We start from the raw sequence: 14,349 nt of genomic DNA, 5'->3' as shown, positions 1-14,349 counted from the left end.
TGTTATTTGATTCGTGTTTATAAATAGTTATCCTGAATCATATGTCGCTCACGATAAAATTTTGGGGAGTTCGGGGCTCAATTCCATCGGCACCTCCTCCAACGGACTGGACTTATCATATTGAAGGAGTACTTCGTAACTTCTTCTCTATGGGCTATCGTGATCCTTCACAAATTTCTAAATACATTCAGACGGCCGAAGTTCCTAGCATCGGCGGTTATGGAGCAGCGACAACTTGTGTTGAGGTTCAAAGTAATAAAGCTCAATTGATCATTGATGGTGGCAGTGGGATTCGCAACCTCAGTGAGCGAATCATGAGTGGCACCACGGGTCGGTCTAAGGGCGCTTTTCACATCTTCATGACTCACTTTCACTGGGATCATGTGATTGGATTGCCGTTTTTTACCCCTCACTTTATTCCTGGCTGTGAAGTTCACTACTATGCGGTTCAGCCCGAGCTTGAATCTTTGATTCGTGGAATTTTCAGTCGTCCTTATTTCCCGGTTCCGTTTGAAGCATTGAAGGCGAAAGTGGTTTTCCATACTTTAGAGCCTCGCAAGCCTTTTCAGCTAGAGGACATGACAATCACGCCTTACCAGTTGGATCATCCAGATCCATGTTGGGGTTTGAAAGTGGAAAGTGAAGGTAAGGCCTACGCTCATTGCGTGGATACCGAAGGCACTCGTGTGACTCGTGAAGAGCTTGCGGAGGATTTGCCTTTGTATCAAAACGTTGACCTTATGTATTTCGATGCACAGTACACTCTTCCGGAGTTGGCAGAAAAAGCGAATTGGGGACATAGCGCGGCTCAAGTCGGTTTGGATATCGCACTTCGCGAGGGAATCAAGCGCATTCTATTTGCGCATCATGATCCCGGCGCGCGCATCGAACATGTTTTAGAGCTTAAAAGACAAACGCGTGAGTACTATGAATCACGCGAAAGATTCGCGACTAGAAACGGCGAAAAACTTCCGCCGATCCCATGGGACTTTGCCTACGAAGGCTTAGAGATTAAACTTTAAAATCAGTTCGGCGCTTTTTCGGCGTCAAAAATCAGTTCAACTTCGGTCGGATCATTTTCTTTAAATGCATTTAAAGATTCCAAAGTGCTTTGATCCAAAAGCACTTTCTTCGTGTTTTCGGGCCAAGGGAAATCATCGGCCGGGAAGCGCGTCCCGATTTTTTTCATGAATTGCGTCCATACAGGCACAGCTCCACTCGAACCCGTTAATCGGTGCGGAAGGTTGTTGTCATAGCCAACCCAAACCACCGTTGTCAGATAGGGAGTAAACCCAGCAAACCAAGCATCTTTGTTATCGCTTGTTGTTCCTGTTTTTCCGGCAGCGGGGTTTTGGAATCCACTGAGAGTAATCGAGCGAGCCGTTCCTGACAGGACAGTTTGCTTCATCATTCCGACAAGACTTGCGACGGCCGCGGGATCTACTGTGGGCTCTGGATTTATTTGATGAGCGAAGACTTCTACGCCATCAGAATTCAGAGCACGACGAACAAAAGAGATTTTTTGTTTTTGTCCCATGTTTGCAAACGTCATGTAACTTTGCAGAACTTCCTTCGGATACATCTCGAAGGCTCCCAAAGTCATCGCGGGGAAGGATTTCAGTTCTGACGTCACGCCCATGGTGTGAGTGACATCAATCACATTTCCTAATCCGACGGCGATACCTAAGGCCGCTGTCGCCGCATTTAAAGAGTTCTTCAATGCATAAAACATCGGAACTTGGCCGAAATACTGCTTCCCGTAATTGACCGGCGACCAAGCTTGGCCTTCATATTTATAGTTGAATTTTTCATCGTTCAACAAGGTGATCGGTGTATAAGGTTGGCCCTCAGGGGTTTGATTCAAAAGAGCTGTCAAATACACGAAGGGCTTCATGATCGAACCGATTTGGCGGTGTCCGTCGATAGCGCGATTGAATTGAGTCATGCGATAGTTACGGCCGCCGACGACGACACTTACAAGGCCGGTGACGTTGTTTGCAACTAGCACACTCCCTTCAAGGCTGTTGCCTTTTTCGCGAAGACCTTTGATGTATTTGTTATTCTTTTCGAGATTGTCTAAGTGGCCGCGCAAGGAAATTTGGGCCACGTCTTGCGCTTCTAAATCTAGGGCGGTGTAAATCTTTAGCCCTTCTGGATTGATGTTTTGCGAAAGCAGTTGTTTGCGAACTGCATCTAGATAGTAAGGTGCAGTTTCAGAGGCTTGCGTTCTTGGTTCTCCTGGGAGTGGTAAACGATCTGCGGCATCGGCTTCGTCTTTAGAGATGAACTGAAGACCTTGCATTTTTTCCAGAACCAAATGGCGACGGCGTTCTGCGTTTTCAGGTTTTCGGAAGGGATTGTATAAGCCCGGGCTATTCACGATCGCGGCCATCAAAGAGCATTCGCTGAGGTTTAGATCGGCGATCTCTTTTCCGAAATAGTAACGAGCTGCTGAACCGTACCCGCGAACTTGAAACGCTCCGTTTTGTCCCATGTAAATGACATTCAGATAGGTTTCAAGAATCTGATCTTTTGAAAAGCGCGATTCCAACAGGATGGACATCACGAACTCTTGAAATTTTCTTTTCAGAGTTCTTTCACTTGTTAAGAAGTAGTTTTTTACGAGCTGTTGAGTGATGGTGCTACCACCTTGAGCTCTTCGTCCCGCCGCAATATTTTTTACCAGCGCACGGAAGATGCCTTTAATGCTGACTCCGCCATGCTCCAAAAATTGAGCGTCTTCAATTGCCATGATCGCATTCAGGCACATCGGGGGAACTTCACCCAATGTCACCGTCTTCTGCATCAAAGGTTCGTTGCCAATGTATTGGGCAAGCAGGGGAGCTTCGGCATGAGCTTCTGTCATCTCGACAAACGGGGCCCCTTTAAAAATTTGCGAGATCAAACGATCTTTTTGTACGACAAGAATCTGCAAAGAGCTGTCCACGTCGGCGGTAGGCGTATCTAATGTCACCCAACCGATGCAGGCCTCTTGATTTTCATTCAAACCCACTTGCAAGCGGGCCGCACACTGCTCTCGATTGGCGATGAAGTAATCTCCGGGAAGAATGCGTTGATCATAGTCGCGGCGACGATAATTTTGGCGCAGAAGCTGTTTTTCTACTTCAGAAATCTGTATCAAACTGTGAGCGTAAAATGTGGGTGGGGCCGCATAGAATTCTGTCGGAACGATGAACTTTTTAGATTCCAACTTTTCCGTCAGTTCTTTTTCCAGCGTGATGTAGGCATAGACGCCAACACCAAGGCCAGAGATGATTACAAGCGTCACAAGGATTGTAAAAGCAATTAAAATAGTCTTTAATCGTGGTCGCAACATATATGTTAAGAGTAGTGCAAAACTCTCTCTGAAGCAAATGAGCGAAATTTAAATTTTCCTAAGCTTGTTTGAACGAAAGGATTGGTTGTGGCTAAGAAGAAAGCTTCTGCTAAAAAAGCCAATGTTAAAAAGGTCGTCAAAAAGACCGCTTCTAAAAAAACTCCTAAAAAAGTAACTAAAAAATCTGCTCCGGCTAAGAAAAGTCCCGCTAAAAAAACGGCGGCGAAAAAAGCTCCGGCAAAAAAGGCCGTAGTGAAGAAAGCAGCTCCTAAGAAGGTCGCTCCCAAAAAAGCAGCGAAACCTGCTGCTGTTAAGAAAACGGCTAAAGCTCCTGCGAAAGTCGCTTCTGCGCCGAAAGCTTCTCACTTGGTGAAAGAAAAAGCGTCAGCGAAAAACTTGGATCTTAGCAATTTCGTGACTCCGTTGGATGATCGTTTGATCGTGCAACTTTCTGGAGCCGAGAAAATGACTCCAGGTGGATTGTATATCCCGGATACGGTGGCAGACACTTCTGGCAATCTACAAGGTCAGGTCGTTGCTGTCGGTCGCGGTCACATGAGCAAAAAAGGTCATTTGAAGCCGATGGACGTTGTTGTCGGCGATAAAGTGATCTTCTCGGAATACGCGGGCAATAAAATCAAAATTCAAAACGAAGACCTCATCATCCTTCGCGAGGGGGATGTCCTTGGCGTGGTCGCAAAATAAAAGGAATGAAAATGAATAAGAATCTTTTGAAAGCATTGGGTCTTTCGGTGGCGCTTTTGTCCACAACGGCCAACGCCATGAGTTTGGATTGGAGCGGGGGCTACCGCGCAGAATGGACTGAAGTGGATAAACCATCTTTGGGTTCACCTTCTGAAAGAAAAGCCTATGGTTTGAACTATCTTTACTTGAGCCCAAAAATCATCGCGGCTGATGGTGTAAACATCATTTCTCGCTTCGATGTTTTGAACAGTTCGCAATATCCGAACTCGCAAGTAGGTGAAATCTGGGGATTGAATCAAAACGCGCAAGGCACAGCGACTTCGACGAACGAAGGTTCTGTTGATTTGAAAGTCAGCCAACTTTACTTGAATGTGAACCAAGAATACGGCGCTTTGATCGTCGGTCGTGCTCCCTTCGAATTCGGTTTGGGAATGACTTACAACGCGGGTAAAGGTGCTTTTGATCACTGGTATGACACTCGCGATATGATTGCTTACAAAATCGTAGTAGGTGACTGGTTCTTCATGCCGCAATTAAGCCGCAAACAATCCAGCGGTTACGGTCAGGGTGGAACAATCTCTACAATGGGTTTCCAACTTCAATATGAAAGTGAAGAGAACAAATCTTTGCTTGGCGTTTATCAAGAAAATGTTAAAGGCGTAAAAGAAGTTTTGGCTTACACCGATGGACAAGTAGCTGCAATGGGCGGCGACAGCGTGAACTCTGATATGAATATTCAAAGAACGAACTTCGTATTGGGTCGTGGCTTTGATGCTTTCGGTTTCAAATTGGAAGCTGGTTTCCAAAGCGGTGAGTCTGGTGTGACAAAAGGCACAGAAGACGTCAGCGTAAACGGTTTCGGTATCGCGGCTGAAGTTTACAGCCAAAAGAACGAATCTAAATGGGATTACAAATTGATGTTAGGTATGGCGACTGGTGATGATCCTTCATCAACAGAGTTCAGTGGTTATGCTTTCAACCGCAACTACGGACCCGCAATGCTTCTTTTCAATCACCGTTTGGGCAGAAAAGATTTCTTGAACACGAATGCGTACCGTACAGATGTTTCTCAAGCAGATGCAACGGCGGGAAATTCTGCGAATGTTGGAAACTCTGCGGATGATGAACTTGTGAGCAACACAATCTACGTTGCACCTTCAGTGAACTACGCATGGAATGAAAAAGTGGATGTTCGCAACACACTCGTGTGGGCACAAATTTCTAATGTCGTAAAAAACTCTGTTGATTCTTCAAAAGATCTGGGCCTAGAATGGGATATCGAAGTGATTTACAGACCATCTGAAAGAATTCAGTGGGTGAATCAAGTCGGTCTTCTCTTCCCGGGTGATGCCTTTAAGAATGGCAACGACGGTTTAGAGAATAGTTTTACATTTGGATTTGCATCTAAAGCCGCCATCAGCTTTTGATAACAACTTGATTGCAACTTGTACGACAGCTTGATGACTAAATGATTACATCTTGTTTGGTGGTGAGCAGGGCCCGAGGGACGAAAGTCCCTCGGGATTTTTTTTGTCTTTTTCGGAGGGATTGGCTTCGAGCGGGGGATTTGCAAGGGAGATTTCCTTTTCCATCTCGCTTCGTTCGGCACGCCATCCTGGCTCGTCAGCGCCGGCTTTGCCGGTTCGGGCATCCTGCCCCGCTGAAGGCCTCTCTTCGGAGATGGAAAAGGAAATCTCCCTTGCAAATCTTGCTGTAGTCAAATTCCATTCTCTAGGAACAAATAATCCCGAATTGGAGCTGGTGTTTTTTTCTGGGCTTCGCCGGTTTTTATCTTTGATTGGTTTTTTTGAAATTGTCGGAATGATTCTTTGAATAGAGTTTCACTGCCACCGTGGCAGTAAGCAGTTGCGTTAGATTTTTAGGTCGTTTGAATTAGGAATAGTTCATCGTTATTCCAGTCTCTGAATACATAGTGAAAAACAGTTTCTGCCTATAGCTAAAAAATTCTCGACTAGCATCGGTTTGATGGTGTCACGGACTTCGCTCAAATTGGATTCGCTAATAAGAACTTCGATTTTGTTTAGGGGTAAAGAACCTGAAGTGCTTTTTTGAACACTAAGCATCTTATCTTCAGGAAAAAGATTTAGAATTTGCTTAATGCGAATTTCGTTGGCCAAGTTTAGACCAAACGGTTCGTCGTTCAACAAAATTTTAAACAAAGAAGATGGACTCATAGTTACTCTGGTTTCCTGTTTTTTCAGATCTATTTTGAAGCTTCTAAAATCCTTGAGTGTCTGTAAGAAGTAAAGGTAATCGAGAGATCTTGTTTTGTTTTTAATTAGGGCAAAAATCTCTGTTTGAACCCAGAAAGAATGCCTGCTGATAGAAATGCTACTTTTGCATTCGGGTAGATTCATGACCTCAATGATTTTTGTGGAATTTTCCTGATTCTGATATTTAAAACTTTCCCATGCGTGAACATTTAAAAGATCGGTACAAGAAGCTCCCATTTCGGCGAATGACGATAAGATGTTGTGTGGATTCGATAAAGCCATAATTGATTGATACTTGTTCGTCAGCCAGTTAATTGTGGGCATCGCTGTATCTTGATCGAATTCATCAATTCTTTCATAAGGTTTCAAACTAGAATGCGTCGTGAATGCAGAAGCTCCATGGGAATATAATAGTCTTAGGATCTCTGGGTTTCCACGTTCGAATGCATGTTCAAGAAGAGTGGAGCCATTGAGTTGCATCGATTTTACTTCTTCGGAAGGATAGTTTTTCAGTTGGTCGTTTAATGCTTCGATAGTTCCTTCGTCTACGGTTTTAAATAGCTGTTCTTTGCGGGTAGAGTCAGAACCAAGAGTGTCGCCCTTTTTGAAAGAGCAACCTGAAATTAATAGTAAAGTAAGAATTGTAGCACAGTATCGAATCATTCTGCCGCCTCGCTTTCAATAGTGTACTGAAAGCTTTCTTCAAACTCAGAATATAAGACTTCAATGGCTTCAATGAAATCAGTGTCCATTGACTTTATTTCTTCAAAAGAAATTGAGTGCTCAGCCAAGTCAATTTTTGAATCGCGGTACGATACTAGTGCGGCAGAGTTGCCGGGCGTGGGGAATAACTCTTTAAGCTGTGAGACCTCTTTGTCTAGCTGTAAATTATTCTTGAGGGACGCCCAGACAAGAACTGATGCGGTACTGAAGTGATATGATTTACCATGTTGAAGCTCAACTATAAATGTAATCGGGGAACCTGCATTCTTGGAAAGGAATTTAAGAATCGTCATGTTCCGAAATCTCGAACGAATCTGCGCTTTCAGTTCTTTTTTTACCGCGTCCTCCATATTTAAAAGAGTAGCATTCTTCGAACAATTTCCTGTGCTCAGAACTTTTTCCACAATTTGATCTGGAATAGTGGTTTGCAAAAATGAATTTTTTCTTTCGATCAGCGCCACTAGCGCTGTAGAGCACGAAATATTTTTTTGAGAGTAGTTATCCAAAAAGGCGGAATAGTCGTTTTGGCTGAGCAGCCTAACTAAATTTTGATTCATTTTTCTAACAGAACTGTCCATAGCTAGCTTCATGGATAAATCAAGCTGATTTCTAGTTTCATTCTTTAGAGCAGTTTGATAGGGACTAAATCCTGTTACAGAGTTTTCTACTAAAGGCGATGCGCCACGAGCTAGAAGAAGATTTAAAATTGAAATATTTCCTCTTTGAATTGCTACTTCAACCGATGTTTGCCCGTTTGAAAATGGCGTGTTCAATTTTGAAGATTCTGTATTATTAAGAAAGGCCGTGAGTTCCTGTTCGTTCAAAAACTTAATTGCCGATTGCAGGTCTACGATTGCAGCTTTTTCTTTGGTATTTGATTCTGTCTGAAACTTAGCGTCTTTTTTTGAAAAAGAGCAGCCCATCAAAACAGCTATTACGCTTGTAGTGATAATAACTTTTTTCATGGTTGCACTCCTTATAGGAAACGGGCTCTTCGTGAGCCCGTTGGAGGATCGGTTCAATTTTTGCTCTTCTTAGAATCTGCCGCGGATGTCGAGTCTTTGTTGTAGTGATTGGGGAGAGATCGGATTTACAGTGCCGAAGCTTACGCCGTTGTTAGTTTGTGGCAGGAAGTTCGGTAGTGTAGTGCCAGGAACAGTTGTAACTTGTGGCTGGACTACGATTCCAGGGGAAACTGTTAGGTTTGCTCCTGTTCTTGTTGAAACGCCTGGAACTACTGTCGTCGTTGTTCCCATGCGCCCTGGGTTTTGTAGGCGAGAATCTAAGCTTACACCTGGAAGTACTGTTGTGCCTGCGCCGATGCCAGCTCCCATGAAGTTGTAAACGTCTGTATTCATGCCGTTGTAGATTTTTTGGATGTACGAGTTGATCTCAGTCATATACTGATTCTTCAAAGTCGCACTTGCTTCAGAAGATTTCAAACCTTCAAGACCCATTTGTGTTTGGTTTAGTACGTTGTTCAACAATGACTCAAGATCTGCTCTACGGTAGTTACCTTCGTTGAACAAGTAGTTTCCAAGATATGGATCTTTAGTGTCTCGAGCTTGAACATATGTTTGTTGTAGTTCAAGAGCTTCTGCGCGGATCATTTCCGACTCGGCAGAAATCAATCTTCTTCTTACGTCTTCGAATTTGCCCGGAACACCGCTGATCAACTCGCGTACAAGTTTAAGTGCTTCGTCACGCATTGCCGCAGGATCTTTCATCGCGGAATCAGATTCGCTAAAGAAGCTCCATTGGCCTGGCATTACGGATGCTCTTCTTTGGCCGTTTACGATGCGGCGAGATTCAGCGATTTCGTTCAAGATTAAAGATTCAATATTTTCTTTGTAGTAGTCGTACGCGTCTTCTTTATTGATCGACTTCGCGTTTGATTTAAGGATGCGGATATATTTAGTAGTGCGGCAAGAAAGCACATCAGAATTGCTTTTCTTGTCGTCACATTTTTCCAAAGATGCAAATGGATTGATCTTGGCATCACCCGAAGCTTCCACTTCCTGCGTCGCCTCCGCCTTCGGTTTCTCTTGAGTCGTCAAGCGGGCGCCGATGGCTTTCATCAATGCGACGTTCAAGCTGTCGATGTCTTCTTTGTTTTTTACACTTAATGGATAGGATTCATAGCCGCAAGAGTCGCAGGCTTTTCCTTCTGTCATTTTCTTTGGAACTAACGCGAGGACTTTGTCTTCACCGTTATCAATGTATTTAACTGGGACCACACCGTCGGCGGTGTAGATTTTTGATGGCGTGATGCCTTCACCTTCTGTAGAGGCGAAGTCAGCAGATGCCACTCCCGCAGTGTGAGAATTGAAAGATACATTCAAACCTAGCACAGCGAGCAGTGTCGCCGTTAAGACCCATTTGTGTGTTGGGTAAGTGAAAGTTTTCATAAGTCCTCCTATATATGGGTCTTCCAGACCCTTTTTCCTAACCTGATGTAAAGCGAGGGCCGCGCCAACTCGAGGGCTTCGTGCCAGAGGACGTAAGTGATGAAAATTTCAAAGGGTTCTCATGTTGAGAATAGGGAATCGCAAGTGGCTCTCTGTAAAACTTCTGGTGTCCCACCCTGAGAAGGCTAAAAAAACACCTGAAATCAGTGATTTAGAGCTGACGACCGCCAACTTCGAAAAACACCCTGAAAGCGCCCATTCACGTCACTTTTATAAGACGTCTTGCCTATTAACTCAGTTTCATTCATAACCACGACGATGAAGTTTCATTTCCCTCGAAGCCCTAAGCCAGAGCATGTTTCCCAGTCTGATTGGAATAATTGGACCTGGCAGCTTCGTAATAGCTTGAAAACACAAACTGATTTCGAAAAACACTTCGCTCTTTCAGAGGAAGAACGGACAGCTTTTCAAGGTGGGAAAGAGCTTTTCAATATTCGTACAACGCCTTATTACGCAAGCCTTGCCGGTGAACCGGGAGATTCGATCCGTCAGATCTTAATGCCGCAAAAATACGAAATCGAAGAGGGTCTGCAACAGATGCTCGATCCTTTAGGAGAGAAGCGAAATAGTCCAGCACCTCGCGTGATTCATCGCTATTCCGATCGCGCACTATTCTTAATCACGGATATTTGCAGCGTCTACTGCCGCTTCTGCACGCGCAAGCACTTCACAGGACAAGAGCAAGCCTTCATTAAAAGCGAAGAATACGAACAAGCATTGAACTACATCCGCAAACACACGGGCCTTCGCGAAGTGATTCTTTCTGGCGGAGATCCTTTGACTGTCAGTGATGCGCAACTAGATCGTGTTCTAACGGACCTAAGAAATATCGAGCATATCGAAATCATTCGCATTGGTTCACGCATGCCCGTGGTTTGCCCGATGCGTGTGACAGATGATCTAGTGAAGATACTTAAGAAACACAAACCGGTATTTCTAATGTCGCACTTTAATCATCCTCGTGAACTTACAGCAGAAGCCGTTGAGGCCTTGGAAAGATTCGTGGATAACGGTGTGCCGGTGATGAATCAAATGGTGTTGCTTAACGGAATCAACAATCACCCGGCCATTGTGCAAGCATTGAATCGTCGTTTGCTTTATCTCAGAGTAAAACCTTATTACATGTTTCAATGCGATCCTTCCATTGGAACAGATCACTTGCGAACTTCTGTTGAGGATTCTTTAGAGATTCAAAAAGAATTATGGGGACATCTGTCTGGGTTAGCGATGCCGAATCTTTCGTTAGATATTCCAAACGGCGGCGGTAAAACTTATTTAGTGCCAAATTTTGAAGTGGGGCAAGAAGGTTTGACTCGTCACTATGTCGGTTGGGACGGAGTAAAAGCCGAGTACGTGAGCCCCGCTCCTGAAAAAATTAAAAAGCCGAATGTTTCTTTATACGAAGAAGAATGGCACGCACTTAAGAATTCAAAATCTCTTTAGATCGGGAGTGCCGCGCAAGCACTCTATGCCGACTTAATCTTTAGGTTCTGAATCCGTCTCTTGCCATGGCCAGCGTCCATGGATCTCGACACTCAAAGACCAGCTTAAAAAAGTTCGGATCAAGACGATAAGGCCCAGGACTCCCACGTTTTGGTAAGTCGGCTCTACAGCCACCGTTCCGATGATGTCACCTGCTACTAACAGCTCCAAACCCAACAAAATCGCATTTCCCAAGCCGCTACGATAATGACGGTAAGCTTGAGGATCTTTAGAGAAATAATTTTTAGTATATTTTGCCGTCGCATAAAGGGCGCCGATAATAATGGTGCCAATGCCCGCAAGCTCAAAGGCCACAGCAACTTGTTGTATGTTCTCGTGAACCATAAAGGCATCCTCCAACTTTCCGGTATAGGAGTGCTTTCAGTGTCGCGCAAATTTCTGAATTGAAAATCTTTAATTCAACACTTCTTTTCTGGGTACGTTCAGACGACACACTTTCTTTTAGCTGCTGAATCACAATTACAATTTTGTATTTAGACTGTTCGCGGAGTGTTCCGCTACGTTACCGGAAATTTTGCGGAACATTCCATGGCTGTTGCGCAATTTTGAAAAACACTAAAACAACAGAAAAAAGGTATTTTATGAAATCAGTATTTGTTTCTCTATTAACATTGGTTATTTCTTCAAGTGCGTTCGCCGTTCATTCTGGAAGTTCCTGGAGCCAGATCTTCGCGGATCGCGATGCTGTCGTAGAACACGGTTACAATTTGCATGGCATCTCTTTGTCAAATGCCTGCATGACGGACTATGAGATCAGAGCCATCAGCGCAACAAGAGAGTGTGCCGAGCTTGTTCCAGTAAAAAGAAACATTCCTGAAGGTGAAGGTGGTGGCCCGATCACAGACTGGGTTTGCGCTCGTTATGAAACAGTTCACAAAACAGCGCCTCGCACTTACGAAGCTCCAGAGTGTTTACGCTTTGAAGGTTCTGGCGAGCAAACACCAGTTTGCACAGAGTGGGGAACTCGTGACGTAACTGTTCCAAGAACAATTTCTACACAAGTGGTAATCACTCGTGGTGAAGGTGGAACTTCTTTCTTCAAGAACTTCACTTTCCCAACTTGCGATGTTGTTCAGCCAAGATAAACAATGAAGTGATTTTCCTCCTGGGCTTCCTGGGAGGAAAATCTCACCTCGAAACAGATCGGTGAATCAATCTTGCGCAGGACTCGTCCTTTACAACAATCCTGTGTTTGCTATGTCTTTCTAAATTTATCCCATAGTCTTGTGAAGTTCCCATCGTGATTACCGAAAAATTTATCACGCCACTTCGAGGAACTTATGGGAATGAGAATTACGACAAATATCGCTGCACTGAATGCACAAAGAAACTTGGTAGGTTCGCAACGAGCTATCAATGATTCTATGGCGAAGTTATCTTCAGGCAGTCGTATCAATAAGGCCGCAGATGATGCTGCAGGCTTAGCTATCTCCGAAAGATTAAAAGCACAGATCCGCTCTGCATCTCAAGCCCAACGAAATGCGAACGATGGTATTTCCCTGATTCAAACAGCAGAGGGTGGCTTAAACGAAATCGGCAACATCATAGTGCGCTTACGTGAATTGGGAATCCAAGCAGCTTCCGATACAGTGGGCGAAACTGAGCGCGGTATGCTTAACAAAGAAGTTACCCAGCTTAAAGATGAAATGCAGCGTATTGCGAAGTCGACGACCTGGGGAACGACGAAGCTTCTTGATGGCTCTGCTCCTAAGTTCGATTTTCAAGTGGGCATCGGCAATGATGATTTTGCAGATCGGATTTCCTTTGATGCCGGTAAACACGCGGCGACGATCGATGCTCTGGGGTTGGATGGAATTGATTTTTCTTCGAAAGAAGGTGCACAAGAAGCACTGGCTCGTCTTGATGATGCACAAACAAATGTCAGTGGCACACGCGCTTATTTGGGAGCTTTGCAAAATCGTCTGACTTCAACCGTAGATAATTTGGGTGTTACTCAAGAAAACTTGTCAGCAGCAAACAGCCGTATTCGTGATACCGACATCGCCGCGGCTTCCAGTGAAATGGTTCGAAACAATATTTTATTGCAGGCGGGAACTTCCGTGTTGTCGCAAGCAAACCAAGCCAACCAATTGGCATTAAAACTGATTGGCTAATTGATTTCTCCGTGGGGGATGGCCGTGAAAGCGGTCATCCCTTTTTTTATGGCTTAAGTTCAACCGTCAGGTAAGCGTAGTCGTTTTCAACACCTTGGCTGAATCTCATAATTTCTAGTTTTGACGGATTGTTAAATTGAATCCAAGACGATGTTGAAGAAAATTTCGGCGTCTTTTGATCGCGATCTATCACCCAATACAAAACTTCAAAAGCCGATTTCTGCGCATCCCTTCCTTGATATTGTCTTACTAAGAAGTGCACCCGGAACTGGCGCAACCACTTGGTTCCTTTGCCGCACCAAACATCCCAATCATGGGCATCAGGCTTATCAAAAACATGCGCACATTTTAGTTCAAAGGTTCCATCGCTAGACATATAGTGAAATTTAACCATGTCTTCGGTGATCTCTTTCGTATTGGTCAGAAAAAATCCTGCGGGTGCAGAAAAAGAGAGTGATGGTAAAAGAACTAGAACTATCAGTACGACGTGCTTAAGTGTTTTCATACTTCAAGATTACAGTCCCGAACGAGCACGAGCAACGCCCGTTGAGTTTCACCAAGACTTTGCGCGGGCTCCAAATAAAGTCTGTCGATATTTTTGACAAAGAACCGCGCTAAGCGGACTTGGCTGCTGATTCTTGTGCTGAGCACTCATTAAAGTGACAAACAAGCGCAAGTTTCATGGCCAACCCTTTGCAATCCGCTACCAAGAGTCTTTGGTTTTCAATGAGGTGCCCATGTTAAAATCTGTAAGTTCGCTTTTAATGATTCTTCTAGTCGGAAGCACAAGCTTTGCTCAAAACACGGAATACTGGGATGCCGACAAACTTCAGGACAACAAAGAGTGCTTGCTTAAAGTCGTCCGCAATCGAATGAAGAGCACCAAGACAGGCACAGTAAATCTTAAAATTGAAAGCCAAACAGAGTTGGTTGTATTTCAAGATGCCATGGAAAAATGGTGGGGCCTTCGCCCTGATTTTTTCTTAAATGTTTACGATGGCAATACCAACACGATTTATCTTATGAATAAACGCGCGTCCTATAAACATCCGCGAACGCCGGTAGATTCATTGGTGCATGAGCTGACTCACTACGTGCAAGTCATCGATCAAGGTGGTGGATCCGGAGATGGAGACCTTTTAGAAGGAGAAGCGGTGCAGGTGCAAAGCTGGTTCAGAGAAACCCGCGGTCACCTGATTCAAAACGATAGATACGAAGGACCTTGTGAATAAAAAAAAGCCCAGCGAAAGCCGGGCTTTTTTAAT

General features: G+C 44.4%; 14 protein-coding genes. 8 read left to right on the top strand and 6 right to left on the bottom strand.

The window, feature by feature from the left end; translation table 11 throughout:
• The first annotated feature begins 41 nt into the window (after nucleotides 1–41).
• Entirely contained in the window at nucleotides 42–1,022 is a 981-nt protein-coding gene (locus AZI85_RS00065) for an MBL fold metallo-hydrolase (RefSeq protein ID WP_063242183.1), read from the top strand.
• Between the two features lie 2 nt (nucleotides 1,023–1,024).
• Here the strand turns inward: AZI85_RS00065 and AZI85_RS00060 are convergent, their stop codons facing one another.
• Nucleotides 1,025–3,289 (bottom strand): transglycosylase domain-containing protein, encoded by a 2,265-nt coding sequence (locus AZI85_RS00060; protein ID WP_253720719.1) that lies wholly within the window; start codon nucleotides 3,287–3,289, stop codon nucleotides 1,025–1,027.
• 135 nt (nucleotides 3,290–3,424) lie between these two features.
• Here AZI85_RS00060 and AZI85_RS00055 point away from each other — a divergent pair, with 135 nt between their 5' ends.
• From AZI85_RS00055 to AZI85_RS17590, 3 genes are read left to right on the top strand one after another with little or no spacing between them, the layout of a single operon-like run.
• Nucleotides 3,425–4,042: a co-chaperone GroES gene (locus tag AZI85_RS00055; RefSeq protein WP_253720718.1), complete on the top strand. Its 618-nt coding sequence runs from the start codon at nucleotides 3,425–3,427 to the stop codon at nucleotides 4,040–4,042.
• Between the two features lie 11 nt (nucleotides 4,043–4,053).
• Entirely contained in the window at nucleotides 4,054–5,469 is a 1,416-nt protein-coding gene (locus AZI85_RS00050; protein WP_063242181.1) for a hypothetical protein, read from the top strand.
• A 52-nt stretch (nucleotides 5,470–5,521) separates the two neighbouring features.
• Complete coding sequence (locus AZI85_RS17590) at nucleotides 5,522–5,875, top strand: hypothetical protein (RefSeq protein WP_155723861.1); 354 nt, start codon at nucleotides 5,522–5,524, stop codon at nucleotides 5,873–5,875.
• 77 nt (nucleotides 5,876–5,952) lie between these two features.
• Here the strand turns inward: AZI85_RS17590 and AZI85_RS00045 are convergent, their stop codons facing one another.
• From AZI85_RS00045 to AZI85_RS00035, 3 genes are all read right to left on the bottom strand, one after another.
• Nucleotides 5,953–6,939, bottom strand: coding sequence for a hypothetical protein (locus tag AZI85_RS00045; RefSeq protein WP_063242180.1), 987 nt, complete (start codon nucleotides 6,937–6,939; stop codon nucleotides 5,953–5,955).
• Nucleotides 6,936–7,964, bottom strand: coding sequence for a hypothetical protein (locus AZI85_RS00040; protein WP_063242179.1), 1,029 nt, complete (start codon nucleotides 7,962–7,964; stop codon nucleotides 6,936–6,938). The genes AZI85_RS00045 and AZI85_RS00040 overlap by 4 nt, the downstream gene beginning before the upstream one ends.
• Nucleotides 7,965–8,033: 69 nt before the next feature.
• Nucleotides 8,034–9,407, bottom strand: a complete 1,374-nt coding sequence (locus AZI85_RS00035) for a hypothetical protein (RefSeq protein WP_063242178.1) — start codon at nucleotides 9,405–9,407, stop codon at nucleotides 8,034–8,036.
• Nucleotides 9,408–9,725: 318 nt separating this feature from the next.
• On the opposite strand from AZI85_RS00035, the gene AZI85_RS00030 reads away from it, so the two are divergent.
• The gene (locus AZI85_RS00030) at nucleotides 9,726–10,910 is read left to right on the top strand and encodes a KamA family radical SAM protein (protein ID WP_063242621.1); all 1,185 of its coding nucleotides are present in this window, start codon (nucleotides 9,726–9,728) and stop codon (nucleotides 10,908–10,910) included.
• 33 nt (nucleotides 10,911–10,943) lie between these two features.
• Here AZI85_RS00030 and AZI85_RS00025 read toward each other — a convergent pair whose 3' ends face one another.
• Nucleotides 10,944–11,294, bottom strand: coding sequence for a DUF1622 domain-containing protein (locus tag AZI85_RS00025; protein WP_063242177.1), 351 nt, complete (start codon nucleotides 11,292–11,294; stop codon nucleotides 10,944–10,946).
• A gap of 257 nt (nucleotides 11,295–11,551) precedes the next feature.
• On the opposite strand from AZI85_RS00025, the gene AZI85_RS00020 reads away from it, so the two are divergent.
• Nucleotides 11,552–12,055 carry a hypothetical protein gene (locus AZI85_RS00020; RefSeq protein ID WP_063242176.1) on the top strand — a complete coding sequence of 168 codons (504 nt, stop codon included), beginning with the start codon at nucleotides 11,552–11,554 and terminating at the stop codon, nucleotides 12,053–12,055.
• Between the two features lie 195 nt (nucleotides 12,056–12,250).
• Complete coding sequence (locus AZI85_RS00015; RefSeq protein ID WP_063242175.1) at nucleotides 12,251–13,084, top strand: flagellin; 834 nt, start codon at nucleotides 12,251–12,253, stop codon at nucleotides 13,082–13,084.
• A 46-nt stretch (nucleotides 13,085–13,130) separates the two neighbouring features.
• Here the strand turns inward: AZI85_RS00015 and AZI85_RS00010 are convergent, their stop codons facing one another.
• Nucleotides 13,131–13,589 carry a hypothetical protein gene (locus tag AZI85_RS00010; protein WP_063242174.1) on the bottom strand — a complete coding sequence of 153 codons (459 nt, stop codon included), beginning with the start codon at nucleotides 13,587–13,589 and terminating at the stop codon, nucleotides 13,131–13,133.
• A gap of 232 nt (nucleotides 13,590–13,821) precedes the next feature.
• Between AZI85_RS00010 and AZI85_RS00005 the strand changes: the two genes are divergently transcribed.
• On the top strand, nucleotides 13,822–14,316 hold the full coding sequence (locus tag AZI85_RS00005) for a hypothetical protein (protein ID WP_063242173.1): 495 nt from the start codon (nucleotides 13,822–13,824) through the stop codon (nucleotides 14,314–14,316).
• Nucleotides 14,317–14,349 lie beyond the last annotated feature (33 nt).

Source organism: Bdellovibrio bacteriovorus (assembly GCF_001592755.1).
Taxonomy (GTDB): domain Bacteria; phylum Bdellovibrionota; class Bdellovibrionia; order Bdellovibrionales; family Bdellovibrionaceae; genus Bdellovibrio; species Bdellovibrio bacteriovorus_E.
Note: the sequence above shows the minus strand (reverse complement) of the source record. Positions and strands in the feature narration are given on the sequence as shown.

What these genes read in the sequence shown, in the direction of transcription:
- AZI85_RS00065 (WP_063242183.1), top strand. Translation starts at nt 42, where the DNA reads ATGTCGCTCACGATAAAATTTTGGGGAGTTCGGGGCTCAATTCCATCG.
- AZI85_RS00050 (WP_063242181.1), top strand. Translation starts at nt 4,054, where the DNA reads ATGAATAAGAATCTTTTGAAAGCATTGGGTCTTTCGGTGGCGCTTTTG.
- AZI85_RS00045 (WP_063242180.1), bottom strand. Translation starts at nt 6,939, where the DNA reads ATGATTCGATACTGTGCTACAATTCTTACTTTACTATTAATTTCAGGT.
- AZI85_RS00040 (WP_063242179.1), bottom strand. Translation starts at nt 7,964, where the DNA reads ATGAAAAAAGTTATTATCACTACAAGCGTAATAGCTGTTTTGATGGGC.
- AZI85_RS00035 (WP_063242178.1), bottom strand. Translation starts at nt 9,407, where the DNA reads ATGAAAACTTTCACTTACCCAACACACAAATGGGTCTTAACGGCGACA.
- AZI85_RS00030 (WP_063242621.1), top strand. Translation starts at nt 9,726, where the DNA reads ATGAAGTTTCATTTCCCTCGAAGCCCTAAGCCAGAGCATGTTTCCCAG.
- AZI85_RS00025 (WP_063242177.1), bottom strand. Translation starts at nt 11,294, where the DNA reads ATGGTTCACGAGAACATACAACAAGTTGCTGTGGCCTTTGAGCTTGCG.
- AZI85_RS00020 (WP_063242176.1), top strand. Translation starts at nt 11,552, where the DNA reads ATGAAATCAGTATTTGTTTCTCTATTAACATTGGTTATTTCTTCAAGT.
- AZI85_RS00015 (WP_063242175.1), top strand. Translation starts at nt 12,251, where the DNA reads ATGGGAATGAGAATTACGACAAATATCGCTGCACTGAATGCACAAAGA.
- AZI85_RS00010 (WP_063242174.1), bottom strand. Translation starts at nt 13,589, where the DNA reads ATGAAAACACTTAAGCACGTCGTACTGATAGTTCTAGTTCTTTTACCA.
- AZI85_RS00005 (WP_063242173.1), top strand. Translation starts at nt 13,822, where the DNA reads ATGTTAAAATCTGTAAGTTCGCTTTTAATGATTCTTCTAGTCGGAAGC.